This window comes from Pragia fontium (assembly GCF_900638655.1).
Taxonomy (GTDB): domain Bacteria; phylum Pseudomonadota; class Gammaproteobacteria; order Enterobacterales; family Enterobacteriaceae; genus Pragia; species Pragia fontium.
This window is the reverse complement of record NZ_LR134531.1, coordinates 2,920,855-2,945,282: the sequence shown is the minus strand read 5'-3', so window position 1 is coordinate 2,945,282 and position 24,428 is coordinate 2,920,855. Positions and strand designations below refer to the sequence as shown.

The 24,428-nt window shown below is 45.9% G+C and carries 21 protein-coding genes, 1 pseudogene, 1 riboswitch and 1 other annotated feature; of the genes and pseudogenes, 10 read left to right on the top strand and 12 right to left on the bottom strand.

The genetic code is table 11. The features are described 5' to 3' along the window. Positions 1-102 precede the first annotated feature (102 nt). Together EL341_RS12785 and hpt are read left to right on the top strand one after the other, a co-directional pair. Positions 103-771 carry a TetR/AcrR family transcriptional regulator gene (locus tag EL341_RS12785; protein WP_047781683.1) on the top strand — a complete coding sequence of 223 codons (669 nt, stop codon included), beginning with the start codon at positions 103-105 and terminating at the stop codon, positions 769-771. Between the two features lie 177 nt (positions 772-948). Further along, positions 949-1,485 carry a hypoxanthine phosphoribosyltransferase gene (gene hpt, locus EL341_RS12780; protein ID WP_047781682.1) on the top strand — a complete coding sequence of 179 codons (537 nt, stop codon included), beginning with the start codon at positions 949-951 and terminating at the stop codon, positions 1,483-1,485. Positions 1,486-1,558: 73 nt separating this feature from the next. Here hpt and can read toward each other — a convergent pair whose 3' ends face one another. Further along, positions 1,559-2,212, bottom strand: coding sequence for a carbonate dehydratase (gene can / locus EL341_RS12775; protein ID WP_047781681.1), 654 nt, complete (start codon positions 2,210-2,212; stop codon positions 1,559-1,561). A gap of 313 nt (positions 2,213-2,525) precedes the next feature. On the opposite strand from can, the gene EL341_RS12770 reads away from it, so the two are divergent. From EL341_RS12770 to EL341_RS12755, 4 genes are all read left to right on the top strand, one after another. Next, a complete protein-coding gene (locus EL341_RS12770) occupies positions 2,526-3,452 on the top strand; it encodes an ABC transporter ATP-binding protein (protein ID WP_047781680.1) in 927 nt (308 codons plus the stop codon). Next, positions 3,449-4,219 (top strand): ABC transporter permease, encoded by a 771-nt coding sequence (locus tag EL341_RS12765; protein ID WP_047781679.1) that lies wholly within the window; start codon positions 3,449-3,451, stop codon positions 4,217-4,219. The genes EL341_RS12770 and EL341_RS12765 overlap by 4 nt, the downstream gene beginning before the upstream one ends. A gap of 77 nt (positions 4,220-4,296) precedes the next feature. Beyond that, a complete protein-coding gene (locus tag EL341_RS12760) occupies positions 4,297-4,875 on the top strand; it encodes a DUF1287 domain-containing protein (protein ID WP_197723525.1) in 579 nt (192 codons plus the stop codon). 117 nt (positions 4,876-4,992) lie between these two features. Further along, the gene (locus EL341_RS12755; RefSeq protein ID WP_408634860.1) at positions 4,993-6,294 is read left to right on the top strand and encodes a polysaccharide deacetylase family protein; all 1,302 of its coding nucleotides are present in this window, start codon (positions 4,993-4,995) and stop codon (positions 6,292-6,294) included. 8 nt (positions 6,295-6,302) lie between these two features. On the opposite strand, the gene EL341_RS12750 is transcribed toward EL341_RS12755, so the two are convergent. The 6 genes from EL341_RS12750 to sfsA all read right to left on the bottom strand — a co-directional run bounded on the left by EL341_RS12750 (position 6,303) and on the right by sfsA (position 12,079). Beyond that, the gene (locus EL341_RS12750; RefSeq protein ID WP_126467927.1) at positions 6,303-7,403 is read right to left on the bottom strand and encodes a GGDEF domain-containing protein; all 1,101 of its coding nucleotides are present in this window, start codon (positions 7,401-7,403) and stop codon (positions 6,303-6,305) included. 196 nt (positions 7,404-7,599) lie between these two features. Then, entirely contained in the window at positions 7,600-8,088 is a 489-nt protein-coding gene (folK, locus tag EL341_RS12745) for a 2-amino-4-hydroxy-6-hydroxymethyldihydropteridine diphosphokinase (RefSeq protein WP_047781676.1), read from the bottom strand. Positions 8,089-8,178: 90 nt separating this feature from the next. Continuing rightward, a complete protein-coding gene (pcnB, locus tag EL341_RS12740; RefSeq protein ID WP_126467925.1) occupies positions 8,179-9,570 on the bottom strand; it encodes a polynucleotide adenylyltransferase PcnB in 1,392 nt (463 codons plus the stop codon). A 119-nt stretch (positions 9,571-9,689) separates the two neighbouring features. Beyond that, entirely contained in the window at positions 9,690-10,589 is a 900-nt protein-coding gene (gene gluQRS, locus EL341_RS12735) for a tRNA glutamyl-Q(34) synthetase GluQRS (RefSeq protein ID WP_047781674.1), read from the bottom strand. Positions 10,590-10,718: 129 nt separating this feature from the next. Continuing rightward, entirely contained in the window at positions 10,719-11,174 is a 456-nt protein-coding gene (dksA, locus tag EL341_RS12730; RefSeq protein ID WP_047781673.1) for an RNA polymerase-binding protein DksA, read from the bottom strand. Between the two features lie 200 nt (positions 11,175-11,374). Further along, complete coding sequence (gene sfsA / locus EL341_RS12725; protein WP_074823363.1) at positions 11,375-12,079, bottom strand: DNA/RNA nuclease SfsA; 705 nt, start codon at positions 12,077-12,079, stop codon at positions 11,375-11,377. A gap of 210 nt (positions 12,080-12,289) precedes the next feature. Here sfsA and hrpB point away from each other — a divergent pair, with 210 nt between their 5' ends. Beyond that, entirely contained in the window at positions 12,290-14,725 is a 2,436-nt protein-coding gene (gene hrpB / locus EL341_RS12720; protein WP_126468276.1) for an ATP-dependent helicase HrpB, read from the top strand. A 152-nt stretch (positions 14,726-14,877) separates the two neighbouring features. Then, positions 14,878-17,205, top strand: a pseudogene (gene mrcB, locus EL341_RS12715) (bifunctional glycosyl transferase/transpeptidase); the annotation flags it as partial. Between the two features lie 327 nt (positions 17,206-17,532). On the opposite strand, the gene pheA reads toward mrcB, so the two are convergent. Both pheA and raiA read right to left on the bottom strand, forming a co-directional pair. Continuing rightward, entirely contained in the window at positions 17,533-18,690 is a 1,158-nt protein-coding gene (pheA, locus tag EL341_RS12710) for a bifunctional chorismate mutase/prephenate dehydratase (RefSeq protein WP_047781670.1), read from the bottom strand. A 31-nt stretch (positions 18,691-18,721) separates the two neighbouring features. Beyond that, positions 18,722-18,858: a sequence feature (Phe leader region), on the bottom strand. Between the two features lie 157 nt (positions 18,859-19,015). Next, positions 19,016-19,354 (bottom strand): ribosome-associated translation inhibitor RaiA, encoded by a 339-nt coding sequence (gene raiA, locus EL341_RS12705; protein ID WP_047781669.1) that lies wholly within the window; start codon positions 19,352-19,354, stop codon positions 19,016-19,018. 401 nt (positions 19,355-19,755) lie between these two features. Beyond that, positions 19,756-19,864, top strand: a riboswitch (TPP riboswitch). A 34-nt stretch (positions 19,865-19,898) separates the two neighbouring features. Here raiA and thiM point away from each other — a divergent pair. Then, positions 19,899-20,714, top strand: coding sequence for a hydroxyethylthiazole kinase (gene thiM / locus EL341_RS12700; RefSeq protein ID WP_126467923.1), 816 nt, complete (start codon positions 19,899-19,901; stop codon positions 20,712-20,714). Then, a complete protein-coding gene (gene thiD, locus EL341_RS12695) occupies positions 20,711-21,508 on the top strand; it encodes a bifunctional hydroxymethylpyrimidine kinase/phosphomethylpyrimidine kinase (RefSeq protein ID WP_074823354.1) in 798 nt (265 codons plus the stop codon). The genes thiM and thiD overlap by 4 nt, the downstream gene beginning before the upstream one ends. A 59-nt stretch (positions 21,509-21,567) precedes the next feature. On the opposite strand, the gene epd is transcribed toward thiD, so the two are convergent. From epd to EL341_RS12680, 3 genes are all read right to left on the bottom strand, one after another. Further along, a complete protein-coding gene (gene epd / locus EL341_RS12690; RefSeq protein ID WP_074823351.1) occupies positions 21,568-22,629 on the bottom strand; it encodes an erythrose-4-phosphate dehydrogenase in 1,062 nt (353 codons plus the stop codon). A 255-nt stretch (positions 22,630-22,884) separates the two neighbouring features. Further along, positions 22,885-23,784 carry a hypothetical protein gene (locus EL341_RS12685; RefSeq protein WP_126467921.1) on the bottom strand — a complete coding sequence of 300 codons (900 nt, stop codon included), beginning with the start codon at positions 23,782-23,784 and terminating at the stop codon, positions 22,885-22,887. A 29-nt stretch (positions 23,785-23,813) separates the two neighbouring features. Continuing rightward, positions 23,814-24,413, bottom strand: a complete 600-nt coding sequence (locus tag EL341_RS12680) for a TetR/AcrR family transcriptional regulator (protein WP_047781664.1) — start codon at positions 24,411-24,413, stop codon at positions 23,814-23,816. Positions 24,414-24,428: the final 15 nt, after the last annotated feature.

Here is a 24,428-nt window from a genome sequence, read left to right as displayed (position 1 = left end):
GCTCTGAAATTATTTAGACGAGGGTGTAAAACTAGTGAACGCTACATACTTTAACGCATGTATGCATAATAGCCAAAATGAGACTGGGGTATCGTATAAAAAATGAGAAATGACTTACAGAACGGACAAAAAGTCGCTTCAAATGAACAGCAGCCGGTTTTAACGCGTGCCCGTGCTCGTACACTTAACAAGCTAATTTCCACTGCGATGGATATGCTTGAACAAGGGTGGTTTCCTTCGATCACGGAATTGGCAAATGCAGCTGGTGTTTCACGTGCAACGGCCTATCGCTACTTTCCAACCCAGAGTGTTTTGGTTTCATCGATTGTTGATGAAAGTTTAGGGCCAATTCAGGAATGGGCTCCCCAAGAGAATACCGTTGGTGAGCGTATTTCAGCGCTGTTGGAGTTTGCTTATCCTCAGTTGGAAAAACATGAAGGGGCATTACGCGCGGCGCTTCAGGTTTCTTTACAACAGTGGGCCGACCTGCGCTCACAGAAGCTGGATAAAGAGAAAGACCAGAGTACGTTATTTGTTCGGGGTAATCGCAAGCGCTTGGTTGAGCTTGCCGCAGAACCGATGAAAGACAAAGTGGCTTCAGATGATTTAGAACGTATGAAGCACGCGTTTTCTCTGATTTATGGTTCCGAAGTGTTTCTGGTGTTTAAAGACATTTGGAATCTGGATTCCGATCAAATTCAGGATGTTGTTCAATGGATGGGCAAAGCAATTGTCCGTCAGGTTGAAGAAGATGCCGGAATCAAAAATTGATTTTATGGCCGGTTAATCACGCTAACCGGCCATCTTGTCTAGCATTACAAATAGTTACCTACCTCATTTGTTGTTAAAGCAACACATCGCACCAATAGCAGAGTTGTGTTAAACTCATGCGCTTTCTATTCCGTCCAAAAGGATAATACGATCGGTGATCCTGATCGGTTTTTCACTATGAAACACATTGTTGAAGTTATGCTTACCGAGCAAGACGTAAAAACGCGTATTGCTGAACTCGCCTCAGAGATTAATGAACGTTATGGTGACAGCGGTCGAGAGCTGGTTTTGGTCGGTCTGCTGCGTGGTTCTTTTATTTTTATGGCCGATCTGTGCCGTATGATTACGGTTAATCATGAAGTCGATTTTATTACGGCATCCAGCTATGGCAGCAGCATGAGTAGCAACCGTGACGTTAAAATTCTGAAAGATTTGGATGAAGATATCCGCGGTAAAGATGTCTTGATTGTCGAAGACATTATCGATACCGGCTATACGCTGACTAAAGTGCGGGAAATTCTGGAACTGAGAGAGCCGAATTCAGTCGCGCTATGTACTCTGTTGGATAAACCTTCCCGACGTGAAATTCAGGTACCGATTGATTATATCGGTTTTTCTATTGAAGATGAGTTTGTTGTGGGCTACGGCATTGACTATGCACAACGCTATCGCCATCTTCCTTATGTCGGAAAAGTGGTATTGCTGGACGAATAAGATCGCTTGAGATAATTAAAATGGAACGTGCATGTTAATCACGTTCCATTTTAGCCACTAACGATAGTGTGGGTTATTTATCTGTTGCCAGCAGAGTGGAAATAGCCTTGCGATATAACAGTTCAAGTGATTCACGGCTGGAAGCGCTGACTTCCAAATCGCGTAATTTTCCATCCTGCATACCGTATACCCAACCATGAACCAGAACTTTCTGACCTCTTTTCCAGGCAGACTGAACAATAGTGGAATGGCCCAGGTTATAGACTTGCTCAACTACGTTAATTTCACTGAGCAAATCGGCACGTTTTTCTGGTGGAAATTCGCCAATTAATGAGCTGTGTTTGTACCAGAGGTCGCGAATGTGCAGTAGCCAGTTGTTAATCAGTCCTAGTTCTGGATTATTAATTGCTGCGGTAACCCCGCCACAATCATAGTGCCCACAAATAATAATGTGTTCTACTTCCAGCACTTCAACGGCATATTGCACAACGGACAGGCAGTTAAGATCGGTATGAATCACCAGGTTGGCAACGTTACGATGAACAAACAGTTCTCCCGGCTCCAGACCGGTTAAGCGTTCGGCGGGCACTCGGCTGTCAGAGCAGCCAATCCATAGAAAACGTGGTTTTTGTGCCAATGCCAGACGCTCAAAAAACTCTGGATCATCGTTACTGATACTGGCTGACCAGACCTCATTGTTATGCATTAGTCGTTCAATTTCTTTCATACAGTTTAATAGCTCACAGTTTGCAATGGCGTTAATATAAGGTAACGGTCATGTTTTTCAAAACCGAACCACTGATTAACTATAGTCTGATGTTAGTTGCGGATGATTGTTTGCTCGAAAGCGGACCTGATGTTGTCCCTTTATGGTGTTGAGGGATAACGATAATCAGTTTATTTTATACCTGAAAAAAATGTTTCTATAGTGCTAATTGTAATCTATTAAGTATAGATGTACCGGATGAACTACGATATAAGTCAGAGAGATTTCAGTTCATCGTCTTTTTTAGTATCTGACACAAGGTAATCCCTAATTTATGACATACGCTTTGGAATTATCGCAATTGAGTAAGGTTTACGCCGGTGGTGTGAAAGCGTTGCGAGGCATAAATCTGAACGTGGAAGCCGGCGATTTTTATGCGCTGCTTGGTCCTAACGGAGCAGGAAAGTCCACAACCATCGGTATTATCAGCTCTTTGGTCAACAAAACGTCCGGCCAGGTTCGGGTGTTTGGCTATGATATTGATAATGATTTGGTGAATGCCAAGCGCCAGCTCGGTCTGGTTCCACAGGAATTCAACTTTAATCCATTTGAAACCGTCATGCAGATTGTGGTGACGCAGGCCGGTTACTACGGCGTTCCTCGTCAGGAAGCGCTTAATCGAGCGAAAACTTATCTGCAGCGACTGGAGCTTTGGGAAAAGCGCAACGAGAAAGCGATGCGTCTTTCCGGCGGTATGAAACGCCGTTTGATGATCGCCAGAGCTTTAATGCATCAGCCAAAATTGCTGATTCTTGATGAACCGACGGCAGGCGTAGATATTGAACTGCGTCGTTCGATGTGGCAATTCCTGAAAGAGCTGAATCAGCAAGGGATTACCATTATCCTGACCACTCACTATTTAGAAGAAGCAGAGATGCTGTGCCGTAATATTGGCATTATTCGTCAGGGTGAGCTGGTAGAAAATACCTCAATGCGCGAACTGCTGTCTAAGCTGAAGTCAGAAACCTTTATTCTTGATTTAGCGCCTAAAAGCCCTATTCCTCAGCTGGATGGCTACGTTAGCCGCCTGATTGACACGGCGACGCTGGAAGTCGATGTAGAGAGAGAGCAGGGGTTAAATAGTGTATTTGCTCAGCTTAGTGCCCAGGGTGTATCCGTTCTGAGTATGCGTAATAAAGCCAACCGACTCGAAGAACTGTTCGTTCATTTGGTTAATGATTATAAGGAAGAGACGGAATGATTCATTTGTACTGGGTCGCGCTAAAAAGTATCTGGGTCAAAGAGGTCACCCGTTTCGGTCGTATCTGGGTTCAGACGCTGGTACCGCCAGTGATTACCATGACGCTTTATTTTATTATCTTCGGTAATCTGATTGGATCTCGTATTGGTGACATGCAGGGCGTGGACTATATGCAGTTCATTGTTCCTGGTTTGATTATGATGTCGGTGATTACCAATTCCTACTCTAATGTGGCGTCGTCATTCTTTGGTGCTAAATACCAGCATAGTATTGAAGAATTGCTGGTAGCGCCGGTGCCGACCCACATTATCATTCTCGGCTTTGTCGGTGGTGGGGTGGCAAGGGGAGTTTGTGTTGGTGTCTTGGTAACTTTGGTTTCGTTGTTCTTTGTTTCGCTGGAAGTGCACTCATGGTGGGTGATTGCCGTGACGTTATTGTTGACGTCGGTGCTGTTCTCTTTGGGTGGGCTGGTTAATGCCATTTTTGCTGAAACTTTCGATGACATCAGTATTGTGCCAACCTTTGTGTTAACACCGCTGACTTATCTGGGGGGCGTATTTTACTCGTTAACCCTGTTGCCACCAGTTTGGCAGGCTATTTCAAAAATTAACCCGATTGTTTATATGATCAGCGGTTTCCGTTACGGTTTTCTGGGGATCTCCGATGTCTCGCTGGCGTTAACTTTTGGCGTATTAACGGCGTTTACTGCAGTTTTTTATCTGTTAAGTTGGTGGTTAATTTCCCGTGGACGCGGGCTGCGTAGTTAATTTTGTAACGATTAAAGGATTCAAGGATGAATGCTTTCAGGATAATAACGGTGCTGATATTACTGATTGCACCGTTAATGATGTTTAATCCCTCATTAAAAGCGGAAGGGCAGCGCTCGGATAGATTGATTGAAAAACCCAATAACCGAGCGCTGGCTCTTAGCGCTGAGCAGCAGATTGGTAAGACGCTGTATTACGATCCCGCCTATGTATCGATAGCGTATCCAGATGGTGATGTGCCGATAGCGCGCGGAGTATGTTCTGATGTTGTTATTCGAGCTTTACGGGCTCAAGGTGCTGATTTACAGCGTTTGGTACATCAGGATATGAAAGTTAACTTTGCGGCTTATCCGCGTATCTGGGGCCTGAAAAAGCCGGATACAAATATTGATCATCGACGCGTGCCAAATCTTGAAACTTATTTTAAACGGCATAGAATGGAGCGGCAGGTAACAAGCAACGCTTCGGACTATTTACCCGGTGATATTGTTTCCTGGCGTCTAAATAATGGATTACCACATATAGGTATTGTGACTGACCGTTATACCCGAGAAGGGCGGCCTTTAGTCGTTCACAATATAGGTTCTGGTGTGCGGGCTGAAGATATTTTATTTCTATGGTCGATTAGCGGACATTACCGTTACTTCAAGAAATAATCGGGCATGACAATAGGATTTTAGTCATGTTTAGCTTTATGTGTGAATAAAAACGCTGTGTTATATTCAATCCCATTGCCGCCAATCATTTTTATTTCTATAAGAAATATATCGCTTATGAGCCTTAAACGTTTTTCTATCACACAGATTATTTTATCTTTATTGGTTGTATTGTTTGTAGCAAGCAACGCTTACGCTGAGACCGAGAATGAATATAACGATGAAGAGATGATTCCGGTTCAGGTTCGTATTGTTGAAGACAGTGAGATTTTAGCTCAGGTTGGTAACAACATTATTAAAGTAGGTCGTCTGAATAAAGATGAAGAAATGATGGTCTACCCATTAAGTTCAGACTATTACGAGTTTACTTTTGGTAATGCGCATGGATTGATTTCCAGAGATGATGTGTTACCGATGAGAAAATCAAAAAATATCCTCGGATTAGCGCTCACTAATTTACAGAAAATCAATCAGAACTTAATTACCGTTCGTCCAACCACTATTTATAATCATCCTAAGGACAATAGCTCTGTGTTTGGTGTGTTGGAAGAGAACCTGCGCTACCCGATTATAGGGCGGCTAAGAGAAAGTGATGATTCACTTTGGTATGAAATTAATATTGGTGATGATGCGAAATACATCCGCGCTGATGAGTGTGAGCTGGATAACGGCGTTCCAATTCTAACCTATCACCATATTTTGAAAGACAGCGAGAATAAGTATTTTCGGCATACCTCAACCACGACATCGGATACTGCGTTTGATAGTCAAATGGCGTATTTGAAAGAAGCGGGATATGAAACGATTTCGCTGTATCAGTTGGAAGGTTATTTGAATAATAGCGTTAATATTCCGGCTAAAGCGCTGGTACTGACGTTTGATGATGGGCTGAAGTCGGTGTATCGCTACGCTTATCCAGTATTAAAGAAATATGATCTGCAGGCGACCGCATTTATTATTTCTTCACGTATTAAGCGCCACCCTCAGGCGTGGGATCCTAATGATCTGCAGTTTATGAGTATTAGTGAGTTAAAACAAATTCAGGAAGTATTTGATATTCAGTCCCATACTCATTTTTTGCATCGTTATTCCGATGATAAACTGCCGGTGTTGTTAAGCCGTACGGAACATAACATCGAACTGGATTTTGAGCATTCTCGCCGGGCATTGGCCCAGTTTAATCCAAAAGTGATTTATCTTTCCTATCCTTTTGGTGGTTATAACGCTGACGCTATTCAGGCGGCGAGGCTGGCAGGCTACCATTTAGCAGTAACCACGGTCAGAGGAAAAGTGAAGCCGGGTGATAACCCATTTGCGCTTAAGCGACTCTATATTTTAAAAACAGACTCAATTACTGCGATGGCTGAACGTATTGCTAATACACGTTCTGATGTTAAACCAATGCAGCCTAAACAGTAGCTGTTTCATTACACTGTTTGATGATGAACAGTCTCGTCAGATGCGTAAAAAACGCGGTTTCTACCATCTGACTTTGCCTGATATAAGGCGCGGTCGGCGAGGCGGAAAAGTGAAAGGCTATTTTTATCACCGTCTTGACCGCTGCTACTTATGCCAATGGATATCGTAATGCGGATCCGGGTGCCATTAGAGAGTATAAAGGGATGGTTCGCGACTTCTTGGCAAATATCTTCGCCAATTTTTTTAGCCAGAGGAGCAGGACAGTCAATCAGGATGACTGAAAACTCCTCGCCACCAATGCGAAACACCTTCTGTCCGTAGGCGGTGTGAGCGTTCAGAATAGAAGCAATCTCTTTTAGCACCAGATCTCCGGCGTCATGACCGTATATATCGTTAACTTTTTTAAAGTAATCAATATCTATCAGCATCAATACGGTATTTTCTTTATATTGATTAATGTGTCGTATTGCCCGATCAAACATCCGTTTGTTTAATAAACTGGTTAAAAAATCGTGTTGAGCTTGCCCTTGATAGGTGAGTATCTCTAGTTTTTTGCGTTTTAAATCTTTAAGCAACATCATTGCCAGATACATACTCACTGCAGTGAATAAGGTTATCAATAGGGTAAACTCGCCAAATTTGACTAAGTTTGGACCAGTGCTGTAGGCGTAGCCGATAACGATAAAACTAAGGGTAATAATGCTAAATAATATGGCTCGATAGCGTATTGAACGACGGATGTAATATGAACAAACGGTTAATGCCAGACCAATAATGCAATAGTTAATAGCAACGATCGTGCCGGTTTCGGTGAAGCTAATAATTATGCAGGAAATAGAAATAATGATTGCTGTAATTAATGCAGCAAGTGGTCCAACATAGCATGCGGCAATCAGCAGCGGAATATGCCTCAGGTCTATCGGAGGGTAATCAATGGTTGAAATCGAGAATTTCATTAATAAAAAACAGAGTAGACCATTAAAAAAACCGATCTGTATTTTTTTCCCTACGGGGATTCGAGAATCTAAAGGTAGTCTGGACAGTTTGGAGATAAAGTAAAAGCCAGCAATTAATACGCTGATATTAATAATAATACCTTCAAAAAACATGGCACAACTCCGAAGGCTTTAAATGGATGGTAATATCCCTATTTCATTATTTAAGCATAGATAACGCGCTTAACTTTGTAAAAAATAATCCTTAATTAATCTGCAGATAGATAAAATTAAAACCGTGTATATCACGTCATCCGCCTAGTGACGATGGGGGGGCTAGCGATATTCGCGCTTTAATCTGAAGAGTATATTATTCCAGAAACCAAGGTTCCAGACCATCGGCAGGTATACGTTGGAGCATTTCCGCCAGGCTTATGCCATTAGGCAATACCAAATCTGGTGCGATATCCGCGAGCGGATAGAGCATAAATGCCCGATTATGCATATCGTAGTGGGGAACAGTCAGGCGCGGTGTGTTAATCGTTTGGTTATCAAACAACAGAATGTCTAAATCCAGAGTACGTGGCCCCCAGCGCTCATCCTTTCTGACGCGTCCCTGATTTAACTCTATCAATTGGGTGGCGTCCAGCAGTTGCTCTGGCTGCAACTGTGTCGTGATTTCAACCACGGCATTCAGATAGTCGGGCTGATCTTGTGGACCCAGAGGTTTGGTTCGGTAGAAACGAGAACAGTTAACTAATTGCGTTTGGGGAATGTGTTTAATCGCATCTAAGGCCGCGTCGATCTGCGCCAGCGGTTGATTCAGATTACTTCCTAATGCGATAAATACCTGAGCCATAATGTATCTCCCCTTGTGCTTCGTACTGGTATCCGATGTATGGCTTTGCCTGTTATGTATTAAGCCTCCGATTGGAGGCTTAAGTCAGAACTATTGCTGTGGTTTCGGCGTATGCTTTCTTGGCCGACGGGTTCTACGGTGACGGCTCGGTTCATCATCCAGCGAGTTCAGCATGGACTTTTGACGCTGCATATCAGCCTGTTGGAATTCATCCCACCAGTAACTCAACTTTTGCAGCTCGCCTTTTTCGATATCAGCCCGTAACTGTAATAAATCGAAGGCCGCCCGGAACTTAGGATGCTCCATCAGCTTATAGGCTTTCTTACCCTGACGACGAGGTAGGCGTAACTGTAGCTGCCAGATATCACGAACTAATGCGGTAATTCGTTTAGGGATGGATAACGTGCGACACTGCTCGTCCAGAATATCATTCATCGCCAGAGCAAAGGCATCGTAATAGACTAAACCGCTCTCTTGAGCCAGCTTCTGCGCGTGTTCTACCAGCGGATACCATAACATAGCGGCAAACAGGAAAGCTGGATTAACTCGCTTACCGTTTTGCAGACGGTTATCGGTATTCTTCAGTACCTGGTTGAGGATCTTCTCCATGTTGCCGTCACCCTGAGGGGTAAAGTTCCGGTGAATAATCGGGAACAATGACTCAAACAGGTGATGTTCGCGCAGTTGTTGATAGGTCGCATAGCCATATCCTGACTGTAGCAGTTTTAAGGCTTCTTCAAACAGTCTTGCTGGCGGAATTTCGTTGAGTAGATGTGCCAGATGAACAATCGGCGCTGCGGTGGCAGGTTCAATCTTCATATCCAGTTTGGCGGCAAAGCGAACAGCGCGGAGCATTCTAACTGGATCTTCGCGATAGCGAACTTCAGGATCGCCGATTAAGCGGATAACGCCCTGCTGTAAATCTTGCAGGCCACCGGTAAAGTCGCGTAAGGTAAAGTCGCTGGCGCTGTAATATAAGCTATTGATGGTAAAGTCCCGACGATTAGCATCTTCGGTAATTGAACCATAAACGTTATCGCGTAATAGCATGCCATTATTGGCCTGCTGAGAAGCGTCTTTATCGTTATTATCGCTGTGGCCGCCGCGGAATGTGGCGACTTCAATAATTTCTGGGCCAAACATAATATGGGCCAGACGAAAACGCCTACCGATCAGACGGCAGTTGCGAAACAGCTTACGTATTTGCTCCGGCGTGGCATTGGTGGTGATATCGAAGTCTTTCGGCTTTTTATTCAACAGTAGATCGCGGACACCGCCGCCAACCAGATAGGCTTCATAGCCGGATTTATTGAGACGATAAAGTACCTTCAGGGCATTATCGCTAATGTCCTGACGTGAAATAGTGTGCTGTGCACGCGGAATAATCACCACATCCTGACAATCGTGGTTTTCTTGTGGCGTGTCTGAATCAGACTCTCGAGTGAGTACCTTGCGGCAAAAGTTAGCTACGCGGGTAAAAATAGGACACCTCGGTCATTGTGTATCTGTTTGCGATAAGTCATACCATTTAGCAGACGGATAAAATAGGTAACGATAACGTTAGTATATAGCCTGCTGTAAAAATGGCGCCCTATCATAGCTCACACCGCACCATTTGAGAATGGAAAGTGTAAGGTTAATGCGGGTTGTTTTGGTACCCGCGTGCTATCCCAGTGCTTAACCGCCCATGTTAACAAGGCTTCAAGGGAAGCATCCTGCCAACTTTCAGGTAAGGATTGACCTAAAAATGCAATCGCTTTTGCTAAAATAGGTAAAGGATTATCAAGCGGCAAAGGACGAGCATGATTCTGTTTGGATAGTTTGTTGCCATCCGGACTCAATGCCAGAGGAAGATGGAAATAGTCCGGCTCATGCCAACCCAATAGGCGATAAAGCGCAATTTGCCTAACGGTTGGCTCGATTAAATCTGCGCCACGGACAATTTCAGTCATCCCCTGAAAGTGGTCGTCAATGACCACTGCAAGATTATAGGCAAATAGTCCATCTTTGCGATGAATAATAAAATCTTCGCTGGCAAAAGCGCTATCGGCGCACAGTTTACCCAAATGACGATCTTCAAAGCTGTATACCGGCTGTAATAAACGCAGGCGCGTAGAGGCTTCTTCCGGGGGTAAATTTAAGTTGCGACAGTGGCGATCGTAAATGCCTCCGGAGTGTTGAATCTGCGTCCGGCTACAGTGGCAGTAATAGCAGAGATCTCGTTGATAGAGATCGTGTAATACCTGCTTGTAAGCATCGCTACGCTGAGACTGGTATAACACTTCACCATCCCAATGTAAGCCGTAATATTCAAGGGTATTCAGGATACGTGCCGCTGCACCAGCGACTTCTCTGGGGGGATCAATATCTTCAATGCGCACCAACCAATTACCATGGTTTGATCTAGCCTGTAAAAAACTACCCAAAGCGGCAATCAGGGAACCAAAATGTAAATCTCCAGAAGGAGAAGGGGCGAAACGCCCCACATAATGATTAGTCATTAAAGAGACTGAGTGATACGGGGAGGACTAATATGAACATCATTTTCTGTCACGCTATCCACCAAATACTGGGTGAGATAGTTATCCTCACCGACAAAGCCGATGAGGGTTTCAGATGTGATGAGCGAATTAGCCTGCCATTTGCTTTTCGCGAATTTCAGCCAGAGTCTTACAGTCGATACACAGATCGGCAGTAGGACGAGCTTCTAAACGGCGAATACCAATTTCGACGCCGCAGGATTCACAATAGCCAAAATCCTCTTCTGCGATTTTCTGCAGAGTCTTATCAATTTTCTTAATCAGCTTACGTTCACGGTCACGATTCCGTAATTCCAGACTAAACTCTTCTTCCTGCGTCGCGCGGTCAGCAGGGTCGGGGAAGTTAGCCGCTTCGTCTTGCATGTGGCTGACCGTACGATCGACTTCGTCTCTCAGTTGGCCCCGCCATGCTTCAAGAATCAGCTTGAAATGTGTAAGCTGGGCTTCGTTCATATACTCTTCTCCAGGCTTCTCTTTATAAGGCTCTAAGCCTGCGATAGCCAGGATACTTAAGGACGATGTTTTACGCTTTTGCCCTTCTTGCATTTTGCTTCTCCTACAAAATACGCGTTGTAGTTTTACACTAGAGAAAAAATCAGGCCGCTATAAATAACAGATGAAGATGAAGTTAGCAATTTTTCCTACGTTAAGTATGACAATACTGTGCAAAAAAGCATGTTCTTGTAGGTACAACCGTTGCTTATTTAACCAAAACACCCTTTTCTGATTACTTTACGTCCAAAAATTTAACGTGTGACAGATACTGGTTCTCGCAAAACAATCTCTGTTGGCGAGAGGTCTGCCTTACAGCAGATGACTTCGACACCGAGTTTTTGAACTTGTTCAAAAAGCTTAGCGTACGTTGGATCTATATGTTGTGCCACTGCAACATGATTAATACCAGAATGTAGTACTGCAAACAATAAAACTGCCCGATGGCCTTGCTCTACCATGCTTTGTAATTCCCTAAGATGCTTCTGACCGCGTAGGGTGACCGCATCAGGGAAATAGCCGCAGGACTGTTGTAATAGCGTGACCGACTTCACCTCAATATAGCAATCGGCAAGGTCAGGCTCCTGTAGCAGAAAGTCGATACGGCTGTTTTCTTCACCATAACGAACTTCGCTGCGTATCGTATTATAGATGGTTAATTCCTTTATTGTTTTATTTGCCAGCGCTTCTTTAACTAAGGCATTAGCCTGAAGCGTATTCACGCAGATAAAATCACCGGATTGAGTCTGGGTTAGCTCCCATGAGTGAGCGTATTTCCGTTTAGGATTGGTAGAGGTTGAGTACCAGACGGTATCGCCAGGTTCGGCACAGCCGGTCATAGCTCCGGTATTGGCACAGTGCAGAGTCAGTAATTCACCCTGTGGGGTCGTCACATCGGCAAGAAAACGCTTATAGCGTTTAATCAATATTGCTGACTGTAGTGGCGTTGGGAATTTCATAAGGCTTCCTGTGGTCAGTCTTAGTCCTGAAAGTCATGGTATACCGATAAATTGGGTAACCTATACTTAAGGGGGCTACATTATTCATGATGTGTCTGCTTTGGTAAATGAATGAAAGTTCTCCTGCTGGAAGATTATCGGATTGTTACACTAACGGGCAGATAAACGTTATTATCGCGGCTTATTATCAGAGTGGAGTGACATGTGTCTTTGCCGATTAGTGAAGTTCTTCAGCCCCTGCTTGATGCCTTAAAGCAGAGCAGCACTGTCTTATTGCAGGCACCGCCGGGAGCCGGTAAGTCTACCTGGCTGCCGCTGAAGCTGCTTGAGCAGCCGTGGATTGCCGGGAGAATTATCATGCTAGAGCCTCGCCGATTAGCGGCGCGCAGCGTGGCACAGCGTTTGGCTCAGCAATTAAATGAATCAGCAGGCGAGCGCATTGGCTATCGTATGCGCTCTGAAAGCCTCACTGGACCCGCAACCCGTCTGGAAGTAGTAACGGAAGGCGTACTGATCCGTATGCTTCAACAAGATCCCATGTTGGACGGGGTTTCACTGGTCATTCTGGATGAATTCCATGAGCGTAGCCTGCAGGCCGATTTGTCATTGAGTTTATTACTCGATGTGCAGAGCGGTTTACGTGACGATCTAAAACTACTGATCATGTCGGCCACCTTGGACAATCATAAATTACAGCAGTTTTTGCCTCAGGCGCCAGTTATCAGCGCCGAAGGGCGAAGCTTTCCTGTCGAGCGATACTATGTCTCGTTGCCCGCATTAGGTTATTTTGAGGAAAAAGTCGCGGTGGTTGTCCGACAGATCCTTAATCAGCATTCAGGTTCTATGCTGCTATTTTTACCCGGCGTGGCCGAAATTAAACGGGTACATGACTCTCTTGCTGGCTCCTTAACGTCCGATATCGATCTGTGTCCACTCTACGGGGCGTTATCGCTGGCTGAACAGCAAAAGGCGATTTCGACTTCGGTAGCTGGTCGACGTAAAGTGGTATTGGCTACTAATATTGCCGAAACCAGTTTGACCATTGACGGCATTAGTCTGGTGGTCGATAGCGGTCTGGAACGCGTCGCTCGTTTTGATGCCCGAACCGGATTAACTCGGTTGATTACCCAACGTATTTCCAAAGCCTCAATGACCCAGCGTGCCGGACGAGCCGGGCGCTTGATGGCGGGTTCCTGCTGGCATCTGTTGGCGAAAGAGCAGGCTGAGCGAGCCGCCGAGCAGAGTGAGCCGGAAATTATGCAGGCTGATTTATCCACCTTGCTGATCGAATTATTGCAGTGGGGATGTCGGGATATTCAGCAAGTGCGCTGGTTGGATCAACCGCCTTTGGCTGCACTGACCGCGGCGCGAACGCTATTGGTACAGTTGGGGGCATTAGACAGTGAAGGTCTGTTAACCCGTGCTGGCCGTCGAATGTCTGAAATGGGGTGTGAACCCCGCTTGGCGGCGATGATCACTTATGCTGAAACGCTGAACGGGCATGCACTGGCTACAGCACTATTATTAACCGCAATTATTGAAGAACCGCCGCGTAATGGCGCGAGGGATATCGGTTATTGGCTTAGTCATCCGCAAGCTCAGTGGACTAAACGGGCTAAACAATTGGCTCAACGTATCAATCGGCCAATTGCCTCGGTTGATAGTAATGAGGTGCCTTTTCTACTGGCGGTAGGTTTTGCCGATCGAATTGCCCAAAAACGCGGTGAAGAAGGGCGTTATTTGCTGGCTAACGGCATGGGGGCTCAGCTTGATACCGACGACGGGCTGTGCCGTTCGGATTGGCTGGTGAGCGCTTCGTTGTTGCAGGGGGCGAATAGTCCTGATGCGCGTATATTATTGGCGGCAAAAGTTGAGCCAGAGCAATTGATCGCTCGTCTGCCACAGTTAGTGAGGCAACAAAGCGCCATCGAATGGGATGAAGAAAAAGGCACGTTACGGGCATGGCAACGCCAGCAAATTGGTCGATTAGTGTTGAAAGCGACGCGGTTAACCAAACCCTCGCAGCAGCAATTGCACTCGGCATTGCTTAACTGGGTTAGAGCTCAGGGGATTGCCGCATTGGGTTGGGATGAACCAGCTATTCAGCTCAGAACTCGTATTTTGCGGGCTCAGCAATGGTTACCGCAGGAATCATGGCCTGATATGAGCGATGACGGGTTGCTTGATACATTGGAGCAATGGCTATTACCTTCTTTGAATAACGTCAGTGATATTAAAGGATTAAAGCTGATTAACCTGTCGGACGCTTTGACTCGTAAGCTGGACTGGCAACAGCGCCAACGTCTGGATAGTGCACTGCCGACCAGCTATTGCGTACCAACCGGTTCTTGTTTACCAATTCGTTACGATAGCGAACGGCCACCGGTGTTGGCCGTCAGATTGCAGGAAATGTTCGGTGAAAAGAGCACTCCGCTGATTGCTGATGGTCGAATTTCGCTGGTGGTTGAATTACTTTCACCGGCGCACCGGCCATTACAGATTACTCAGGATCTGGCGGCTTTTTGGCAGGGCGCTTATAAAGAGGTACAGAAAGAGATGAAGGGGCGTTATCCAAAACACGTTTGGCCCGATGACCCGGCAAATGCTGTTGCTACCCGTAAAACAAAACGCTTCTATAATGGATAAAAGGATCGTTACGGAGTGTAAAAAACGGCTAGCCTATTAATAGGCTAATTAGGGTACAATGCGCCACAATTAAGACTGAATCAATGTATTCAATCCCTATTTTTTTAATCCACACTGGAATCAAGAGGAAAGAGTAATGGCGGGAGTGATTTATGCCTCGTAAAGTAAAAAAATCCCGTAAGCCGAGTCGGTTACGTCGCTTTATTGGCTTAATGATTAAGCTGATGATTGTGGTTATTGCCTTGCTGGCGTTTTATGGCATCTATCTTGATTCGCAAATCCGTAATCGTATTGATGGGAAAGTCTGGAATCTACCGGCTGCGGTCTATGGGCGTATGGTTAATCTTGAACCTGGCATGTCCTATAGCAAAAAAGAGATGATCGATTTATTGAACGGTATGCAATACCGCAATGTCACTAAGATTACTCGTCCCGGAGAGTATACGGTTCAGGGTGATAACATTGATATGTTGCGTCGGCCGTTTGAGTTTCCTGATGTAAAAGAAGATCAGATTCGGGCGCGTCTTGAATTTAACAGCAATGGTTTAGCACGTATTCTTAATCTTGATACCGGTCGCGAGTTCGGTTTCTTCCGCCTCGATCCTAAACTGATCACCATGCTACAGGCACCGAATGGTGAGCAGCGTCTGTTTGTTTCCGGTAAGAATTTCCCTTATCCCATGGCGGATATGCTGATTGCCACCGAAGACCGTAATTTTTACAGTCATGACGGTATTAGCTTGTTCTCGATTGGGCGAGCGGTCGTAGCTAACCTGTCCGCTGGGCGAGCGGTACAGGGGGGAAGTACCCTGACCCAACAGTTAGTTAAAAACCTGTTTTTAACTAATGAGCGTTCTCTGTCACGTAAGCTGCGTGAAGCCTACATGGCAATCATTCTGGATGCTCGCTACAGTAAAGAACGTATCCTTGAACTGTATATGAACGAAATCTATCTGGGGCAGAGCGGCGCCGATCAGATTCGCGGTTTCCCGCTGGCCAGCCTCTATTTCTTTGGTCGTCCGATCAATGAACTCAGTGTTGACCAGCAGGCGATGCTGGTCGGTATGGTGAAGGGCGCCTCGTTATATAATCCGTGGAAAAATCAGAATATCGTTCTGGAACGACGTAATTTGGTATTGCGTTTGGCTCAACAGCAGAATGTGATCGATAGCGAATTATATAATGTATTGAGCGCTCGCCCGCTGGGTGTTCAGCCTCGCGGTGGCGTGATTACCCCTCAGCCTGCCTTTATGCAGTTAGTTCATCAAGAGCTGAATGATAAGTTAGGGGATAAAGTTAACGATCTGTCCGGGGTGAAGATTTTCACCACACTGGATCCGGTATCACAGAGTGCAGCAGAGAAAGCGATTGAAGAAGGCATTCCTGCTTTACGTGCGGCGCGAAACGTGAAAGATCTGGAAGCGGCAACGGTGATTGTTGACCGTTTCAGCGGAGAAGTCCGCGCAGTGGTAGGGGGTTCCCAGCCGCAATATGCCGGGTTTAACCGTGCAGTGCAGGCTCGTCGCTCCATCGGTTCTTTGGCGAAGCCACCAACTTATTTAACCGCCTTGAGTGAACCGGATCGCTACCGCCTGAATACCTGGCTGAAAGATGAACCTCTGTCGGTGAATATTCCTGGTAGCAAATCTTGGCAGCCGCAAAACTACGATCGCCAGTTCCGTGGGCGAGTTCTGTTGGTTGATGCGTTGGCGAACTCCCTCAATATTCCAACGGTAAATCTGGGACTGGACTTGGGGCTGGATAAAGTCAGCGAAATGTTACAGCGGTTAGGCGTACCACAAAGTTCGATTCAGAAAGTACCGGCGATGTTGCTAGGCTCAACCAGCCTAACGCCAATGGAAGCGGCACAGATGTATCAGACAATCGGTAGCGGTGGGCAAAAGGCTTCATTGTCGGTATTACGCTCAGTGATTGCTGAAGACAATACAGTGCTATACCAAAGTTTGCCACAGGCTCAGCGAGTGGTTGAACCTCAGGCGGCTTATTTGACGCTGTACGCTATGCAGCAAGGTGTTGCAGCCGGCACCTCTCGTTCACTATCGGCTAAGTTTGGTCAGTATCATCTGGCGGCTAAAACCGGTACCACTAACGATTTACGCGATAGCTGGTTTGTTGGTATCGATGGCAAAGAAGTCTTTATTGCTTGGGTGGGGCGCGATAATAACGGCCCGGCTAAGTTAACCGGTGCTAACGGTGCATTGACCTTGTATCGTCGCTATCTTGAAAACCAAACTCCGCTAGCGCTCAACCTGACGCCGCCGGAGCATATTGTCACGATGGGCGTGAATACCGATGGCAGCTTTGTTTGTGAAGGAAGCTGGCGTAGTTTACCGGTCTGGACCAACGATCCTCAGGGACTATGCCAAGCTCCACAACAGCAGCCGGTTAGCCAACCATCGCAGTCACAACAAGATGAAAGCAGCGTTCCCGGCTGGATTCAGGATATGTTTGGCGGTTAAGGTTTCTGTTGGGGTGATTGAAGCTATAAAAAAGCCGGTTTCATTAGAGGCCGGTTTTAGGCTGATGATAGAGAAAGGGATGGTTAAACGACAGGAGAGGTTTCCGTTCGGGTCGACTTGGCGTAAGCCAACGAAGTGCCCGTAGGAAACGTAGGCCTGTCGCTCGATATAATTGAGTACTGATGGTCTTCCGGCTGTTCATGATAGTGATATTCTTGCTTGTTTTTACAGCCGGAACATTTACATATGTTGATTTAAAATATCCCTAAGCCGGTTTCGTTAGAAACCGGCTTTCCACTATCAATAACGACGTAATTTCCCCGTTAATTAACTCAACTTCACCGGCACAACGGTTTCACTCGGATAACATCCCAGCACTTTTACCGAACGGGTAATCGGGATTAAATCGTCCAGCGCACTCTGCATTTCGATCGAATCAAGATTAGCCTGCATATCGATATAAAACATCTCTTCCCAAGGGTTGCCGTTGATTGGCCGCGACTCCAGCTTGGTCATGATGATATTGTGCTGACGCAGAACCAGTAACGCTTCGACCAGTGCACCGGACTGTTGACCGGTAGCGACAATAATGGTGGTTTTCGCCGGAATTTGTGGGGCAACATCGATCTGCTTACGTGCCACTACGATAAAGCGAGTAATGTTCTCTTTCTGGTTGGCCAAGCTATGTTCCAGTACCTGTAAATGGTATAGCGAACCGCCAGGTTCACTGCCCAGCGCAACGGCTTTTGGTGACTTCAGGCTGGCCACTTTTTCCATGGCGGCTGAGGTACTTTCACAATACTCAATTTTCCAGTTTGGGAAGCCGTTCAGATATTGGCTGCACTGTTGGAAGGGTTGAGGATGGCTGTATACCACCTCAATTTGGCTTAGGTCAGTATCAACCGCTGCAAGCAAACAGTGATTAATTGGGTTAGTCAGTTCACCAACAATGAATAAATTGGTGGACTGTAACAGGTCATAAACTTCATTGATTGAGCCTGAACTGGTGTTCTCAATCGGCAGAATACCGAAGTCGGCCTGACCGATTTCAACTTGCTTAAAGATATCGTCAAATTTATTGCAGCCACACTCCACCAGACCATCGAAGTGACGGGCGGCATATTGTCTGGCAGCAAGATGCGAATAGGAGCCTTTGGGGCCAAGGAAAGCGATTCTGGCGGTACTGAGCTTATCCTGATTAATATGCTGCTGTAACAGTGCTTGCTGGGTTAACACCGAGTCTTCGATAATTAGTTGGAATACTCGAGTGATGTAATGACCATCCAGACGCTGTTTCTTGCCTTCTTCAACTAATCTTTTCAACAGATCCCGCTCACGTTCTTTATCGCGAATGGGGAGGTGGGAAGATTGCTTGGTTCTGGCGACGTCAAGGGCCAGATCGCGACGTTCTGCCAGCAGTTCCAGTAGTTTGAGATCGAGTGCGCTAATGCGTTCTCTCAGCCCTAATAATGGATTATCACTCATGATGTTGTCTTACCTTATTTTTATTTAATCCAATAAAAAAGCCCCCCGTTGGGAGGCTTTAATGTTCGTCTTCGCTTTCTCTCTACTCATTACTGAGCCACGGACGAATTGCCTCCCAATCAGGGGACGCTAAAAAAGAAAGCGAAGAAAAACGGTATATATCTCATAAAGTCATTGGGTTCCTGTTAAAAATGACCTCTAACTTAACCGCCCGGTTTTGATTCTGTCAACCGTTATTATTTTTTGAGGGAGAAAGGACGGGAAATACGCTAACTGTGGCAATAAAAAAACGCGCCCGAAGGCGCGTGAATAAAGGAACTAAAGATTAATCTTCTTGCAGTTGTTGCAAATTGGCATCCTTCACGCTGCTTTCAGCGCGCCGGGCTTCACTCTTGTGCTGTACTTTATTCAGTTGCCGTTCAAGTTTCAGTAGTAATTCATTGATAGCGACATACATATCTTCATGTTTAGCACTTGCAACCAGAGGGCCATTTGGCGTGGTGATGCTAGCGTCAGCCACAAAACCTTTTGGTTCTTTGGATAACACAATATGCGGATTAATTAACTGAGCTTGCCATTTATCTAGCTTTTTAAGACGGTCCTCGACGTGTGAACGGATTGCCGGTGTAATGTCCATTTGTTTGCTAGTAATATTTAATGTCATATAACCTACCTCTTTGTCAGTCAATTGCCGTCGAATATGATTTTAGAATACCGATGTTGCCAGACAATTATGTGATGTCTGTCACATTTACGGGTACCTTAAAACAAAGATGACAGAAGTGTGATTGCCCTAATAGTTTGTGACTCTGCACTTGTATAATCAGTATAGCTCAAGCAATATTACTGGTTGTGTCAATTGGTAAAATCTGTACAAAAGATCAGCAAAGTATTTTATTTTTATCAATGAGTTCCAGTTAGCCCGCTTTTTGTTCAACTTTCATTTTTTCAGCAAGCGTTGACGTCGTTTTTCCGCTTTTTTTACCTTTTCTATTTGGTTATTTTTTGCGTTGAATTTATCGCAAAGTATCCACTTGATCCTTTTGTCCAATGGTCTAATATTGAACCTTCGACTCGGGGTGCCCGATAGTGATTAACGCTATCCGTGGCTGAGACATCACCCGTATTACCTGATCTGGATTATGCCAGCGTAGGGAAGTCACAGTATCCCACCGCTACTGCCTTCTTTAACGCCGGTTGGGAGCTTTATGAATTTATCTCACAACCCTATTAATTTCCCTGGCTCTGTCGCCGCACATTGGCTTGCACAGCTTAAGGAAAACCCGCCTTTGGTTCACTGCCTGACGAATCAGGTGGTTCAGAATTTTACCGCTAACGTTTTATTAGCGCTTGGTGCCTCACCGGCGATGGTCGTTGCTCCACAGGAAGTCGCCGACTTTAGTGCGATTGCCGGTGCGCTATTGGTTAACGTTGGCACCCTTAACGATAGCCAAGCGGAAGCCATGCTTTGTGCCGTAACGTCAGCGAATCACCATGAAGTACCATGGGTTCTTGACCCAGTAGCCGTCGGCGGACTTGGCTATCGCACCGAATTTTGCCGTCGTTTACTGACTCTGAAACCCGCAGCCATTCGTGGTAATGCCTCCGAAATCATGGCGTTGGCCGGGTCCTCTGCCATCGGGCGTGGCGTTGATAGCACCGATGATTCATTGAGCGCTTTGCCGTCAGCAATAAAATTGGCTGCGGAAACCGGCGCCATTGTCGCTGTTACCGGCGCAATAGACTATGTCACCGATGGGCAAATCAGTTACGCGTTGCCATTTGGTGATGCGTTAATGACGCGAGTTGTCGGTACCGGCTGTGCACTATCCGCAGTGGTCGCCGCATTCACTGCTTTAGGGCGGGAAAAGCGCCTTGAGCAAGTAGTAACTGCCTGCCAAGTGATGGCTTACTGCGGCGGTTTGGCTGCTGCAGAATCTACCGGACCAGGAAGTTTCTCTCCTCGCTTTCTCGATGGCCTTTATAACCTGCAACCGCATCATCTAATGGGGAAAACAGCATGAGAATAAATGCATTAACTATTGCTGGCACCGATCCAAGCGGTGGTGCAGGTATTCAGGCAGATTTAAAAACTTTCTCTGCATTAGAAGCCTACGGAACTAGCGTGATAACCGCGTTAGTTGCGCAAAATACCCGAGGTGTGCAGTCGGTTTATCGAATTGAACCCGAGTTTGTGGCAGCCCAACTTTGCTCTGTACTGGATGATGTACGTATCGATAGCGCAAAAATTGGTATGTTGGCAGGGTCAGATATCGTTAACGTTGTTGCAGATGCCTTGATACGCTATCAAATTCCCTATGTAGTGCTGGATACGGTAATGGTGGCAAAAAGCGGCGATCCGCTGTTGGCACCTGAGGCGGTGGAGGCCATTCGTACGCGTTTATTACCTATGGTTTCGTTGATTACCCCGAATCTACCTGAAGCTGCGGCGCTGCTGAATTGCCCTGTAGCAATCAGTGAACAGCAGATGGTGGAACAAGGACAGGCGCTATTGGCGATGGGATGTTCAGCTGTACTGATGAAGGGCGGCCATTTAACTGAAGCGGAAAGCCCTGACTGGTTAATTTTACCGGAGCGGGTAGAGCGTTTTTCTGCCCTGCGTATTGCTACTAAGCATACCCATGGCACCGGATGTACACTGTCTGCGGCGCTGGCGGCATTGCGCCCACGCTATAGTGATTGGGCGCAAACGGTGCAGGCTGCGAAGGATTATTTGCAGCAGGCGTTGGTGATGGCGGATTCATTGGAAGTGGGTCACGGTATCGGCCCGGTACACCATTTTCATCGCTGGTGGTGATAAGCCCGATAAATACAAATCCCTGATAGTTTTATCAGGGATTGATGACGATCGCCGGGCTATATTTGCTCGGCGATAGATTGGTTTTCTATATTGTCTCTCTGATATTCATCACTGGCAGCCATCGCCAGCGTGGTATCTAACATACGGTTAGCGAATCCCCATTCATTGTCACACCAGACCAGCATTTTAACTAAATGCTGACCGCTGACGCGGGTCTGTGTGCCGTCGATGATGGCGCTGTGCGGATCGTGATTAAAATCGGTAGAGACCAGCGGTAGCTCGGTGTAGTCGACAATGCCGCGAAAATCGTTATAGGCAGCCTGTTCAAGCAACCGGTTAACATCGTTGACGCTGACCGGAACTTCCAGCGTAACGCTTAAATCAATGGCTGTGACGTTGATTGTCGGCACCCGCACCGAGATAGCTTCAAATCGGTCGTTGAATTTGGGAAAGAAGCGGGTAATACCGGCTGCGAGTTTAGTATCAACTGGAATAATCGACTGATTAGCGGCGCGGGTACGGCGTAAATCTTTATGATAAGCATCAATCACCGGTTGGTCATTCATGGCCGCGTGAATCGTGGTAACGGTACCGGAACGAATTTCAAAGGCATCATCCAGTAGTTTAATGATCGGGATAATACAGTTAGTGGTACAGGAGGCATTAGACACCATACGGTGTTCAGAACGTAGGGTGTGATGATTAACGCCGTAAACAATGGTGGCATCCAAATCATGATCGCCCGGATGGGAGAACAGAACTTTTTTCGCTCCGGCAGCAATATGCGCTTCTGCGTCGGCTCGACTACCGTATACGCCGCTGCATTCCAGCACGATGTCGACATTCAGGGATTTCCAAGGCAGATTAACAATTTCTGGCTGATGAAATAGCTGAATAGCGTCATCATCAACCCACAGCATTTGGCCTTCCTGACGAATTTTTCGGCAAAAACGTCCGTGGGTAGAGTCATATTGCAGCAGATGAGCCATGGCTTTCGGTTCGGCAAGTTCATTAATGGCGACAACGCGGATTTGCTTATCTCGATGAGATTCGTATAAAGCGCGTAACACGCTGCGGCCAATTCGACCAAAGCCATTTATTGCTATTCTGATGGTCATGATTTTCCTTACTCGTTCGTTATTATGCCAATACTAGAATAATCTGATGTTACTTGCCGTGATTGTTTCACGGTTACGATATTAAAATATGTGTAGATGGTGAATAAGACAATAACCGATATTTAGCGGTTGGCTTAAATATTAGCAATAACATTTTTATTAAACGCGGGGGAAGTGGTGAACGGAGTTTTCAAGCAAGCGAAATTGGGCTTCCGTTAGTCAGAAGCCATTCGATGGTTAATCGATTTTTTCTTCCTACTTTTTATTTTCAAGGGCTAGATGAGTAAAGTAAATACGGTGTTGTTCATAGGCCACCACCTGATTTCCCCGAATACTATAAATACACTGATGTAGATTTTTCCCCTGTGGGTCAGTGAATCTTAGCTCATCGGTTTTTTTCAGATGCTGTGGATGCTGCTTAAATACGCTAAATTTATCATTATTACCGTAGCCGCCGCCCATCACGATATAAGGATGGCACAGGGCAAAAGCATGGGCACCCTGAATCGGGACATTGTAGCTAGTTGCTTCGCCATCTTTCAGGTGAACCAGCTTAAAGTCAGAGTAGTAGTAGAACCAAAATGAGTGCTCATTTTCGGCATTGACGGCGTAACAGTCGAAAATTTGAAATTTATCCGCCTGCCAGAGAATTTGCCCTGTGGCATCAAATTTAACCAGCCCATATTGGCCTATCGGTTGCGCCCAGCCATAGTTGCCAAAAACGCCTTCATCAAAATAGCTAGCCCAGATGGCACCATCAGAGGTGACGTTGATATCTTCAATTCCATCACCCAAGGTAAAGCTCCGCACCAACTGTCCATGACTATCGTAAACGGCGGCATTTTTTTCCGGCTGACCATCGTTGTAATGGCAGCGCGCGCCAACTAACAAAATGTGCTCATTATCCAGTATTTGGACATAGTGAAAGTTGATTCTGGATTCAATCGGCGGTAGTTCAAGGATTAATTCGCCGTTGAGATACACCGAAACAAACCAACTACGTTTATCTGCCTGACTAGCCACAAATTGATCATTGATACGTTCAGGAATACTTTCGGTTTCCAGTACGGTGAGTTGGTGACCGTAGTTCCAGGAACAGGAAACTCGCTCACCTCTGGGTTGATGGGCTAGGGACGTCAGGGGGATTTTTAGCATGGTTATCGAAGTTCCTGATGATTTTTATGTTACCGAGCGTACCCATTCAGAAAACAGTTCACCGCTAACCGCACGTTGTTCTCGATGTTTTTCTTGTTTGGCAGGGCGATACCAAATAGGGCGTCGTGATGAATATCCCCTTTGAGTAGATTCAGTAAGTGCTGGCAGGCCATGGTGGAATCGCTTTGGATTAGATTTCCTTTATCCATATGGGATTGCAGAAATTGCGCCAGGTAGTTGGTAATTCTTTGTGGGCCGTGAGAGAGATAGAAATCTGCCAGACTACTGTCGTGTTGGGATTCAGTAATCATAATGCGATAGGTATTAACCATCGTTGGCGTCAAGATGGTATTAAGATAATTGGTGCCAAACTGGAGTAATTGCTGTTCCAGATCGCTATTTTCATCATTGTTAAAATTAAAAATAGCTTCAACATTTTCAATACAGCGACCAATCACTGCCATCAGCAGGCCGCGTTTATCGCCAAAGTAATTGTAAATTGTCTGTTTAGAACCACCGCATTGTTCTATGACCTGATCAAGGTTAGTTTGGTTATATCCTTGCTCAAGAAACAGTTGGGTTGCTACCTCAATGATTTTTTGCTGTTTTAATTTTGTCGATGGGCGCATAGCGATACCTCAAGC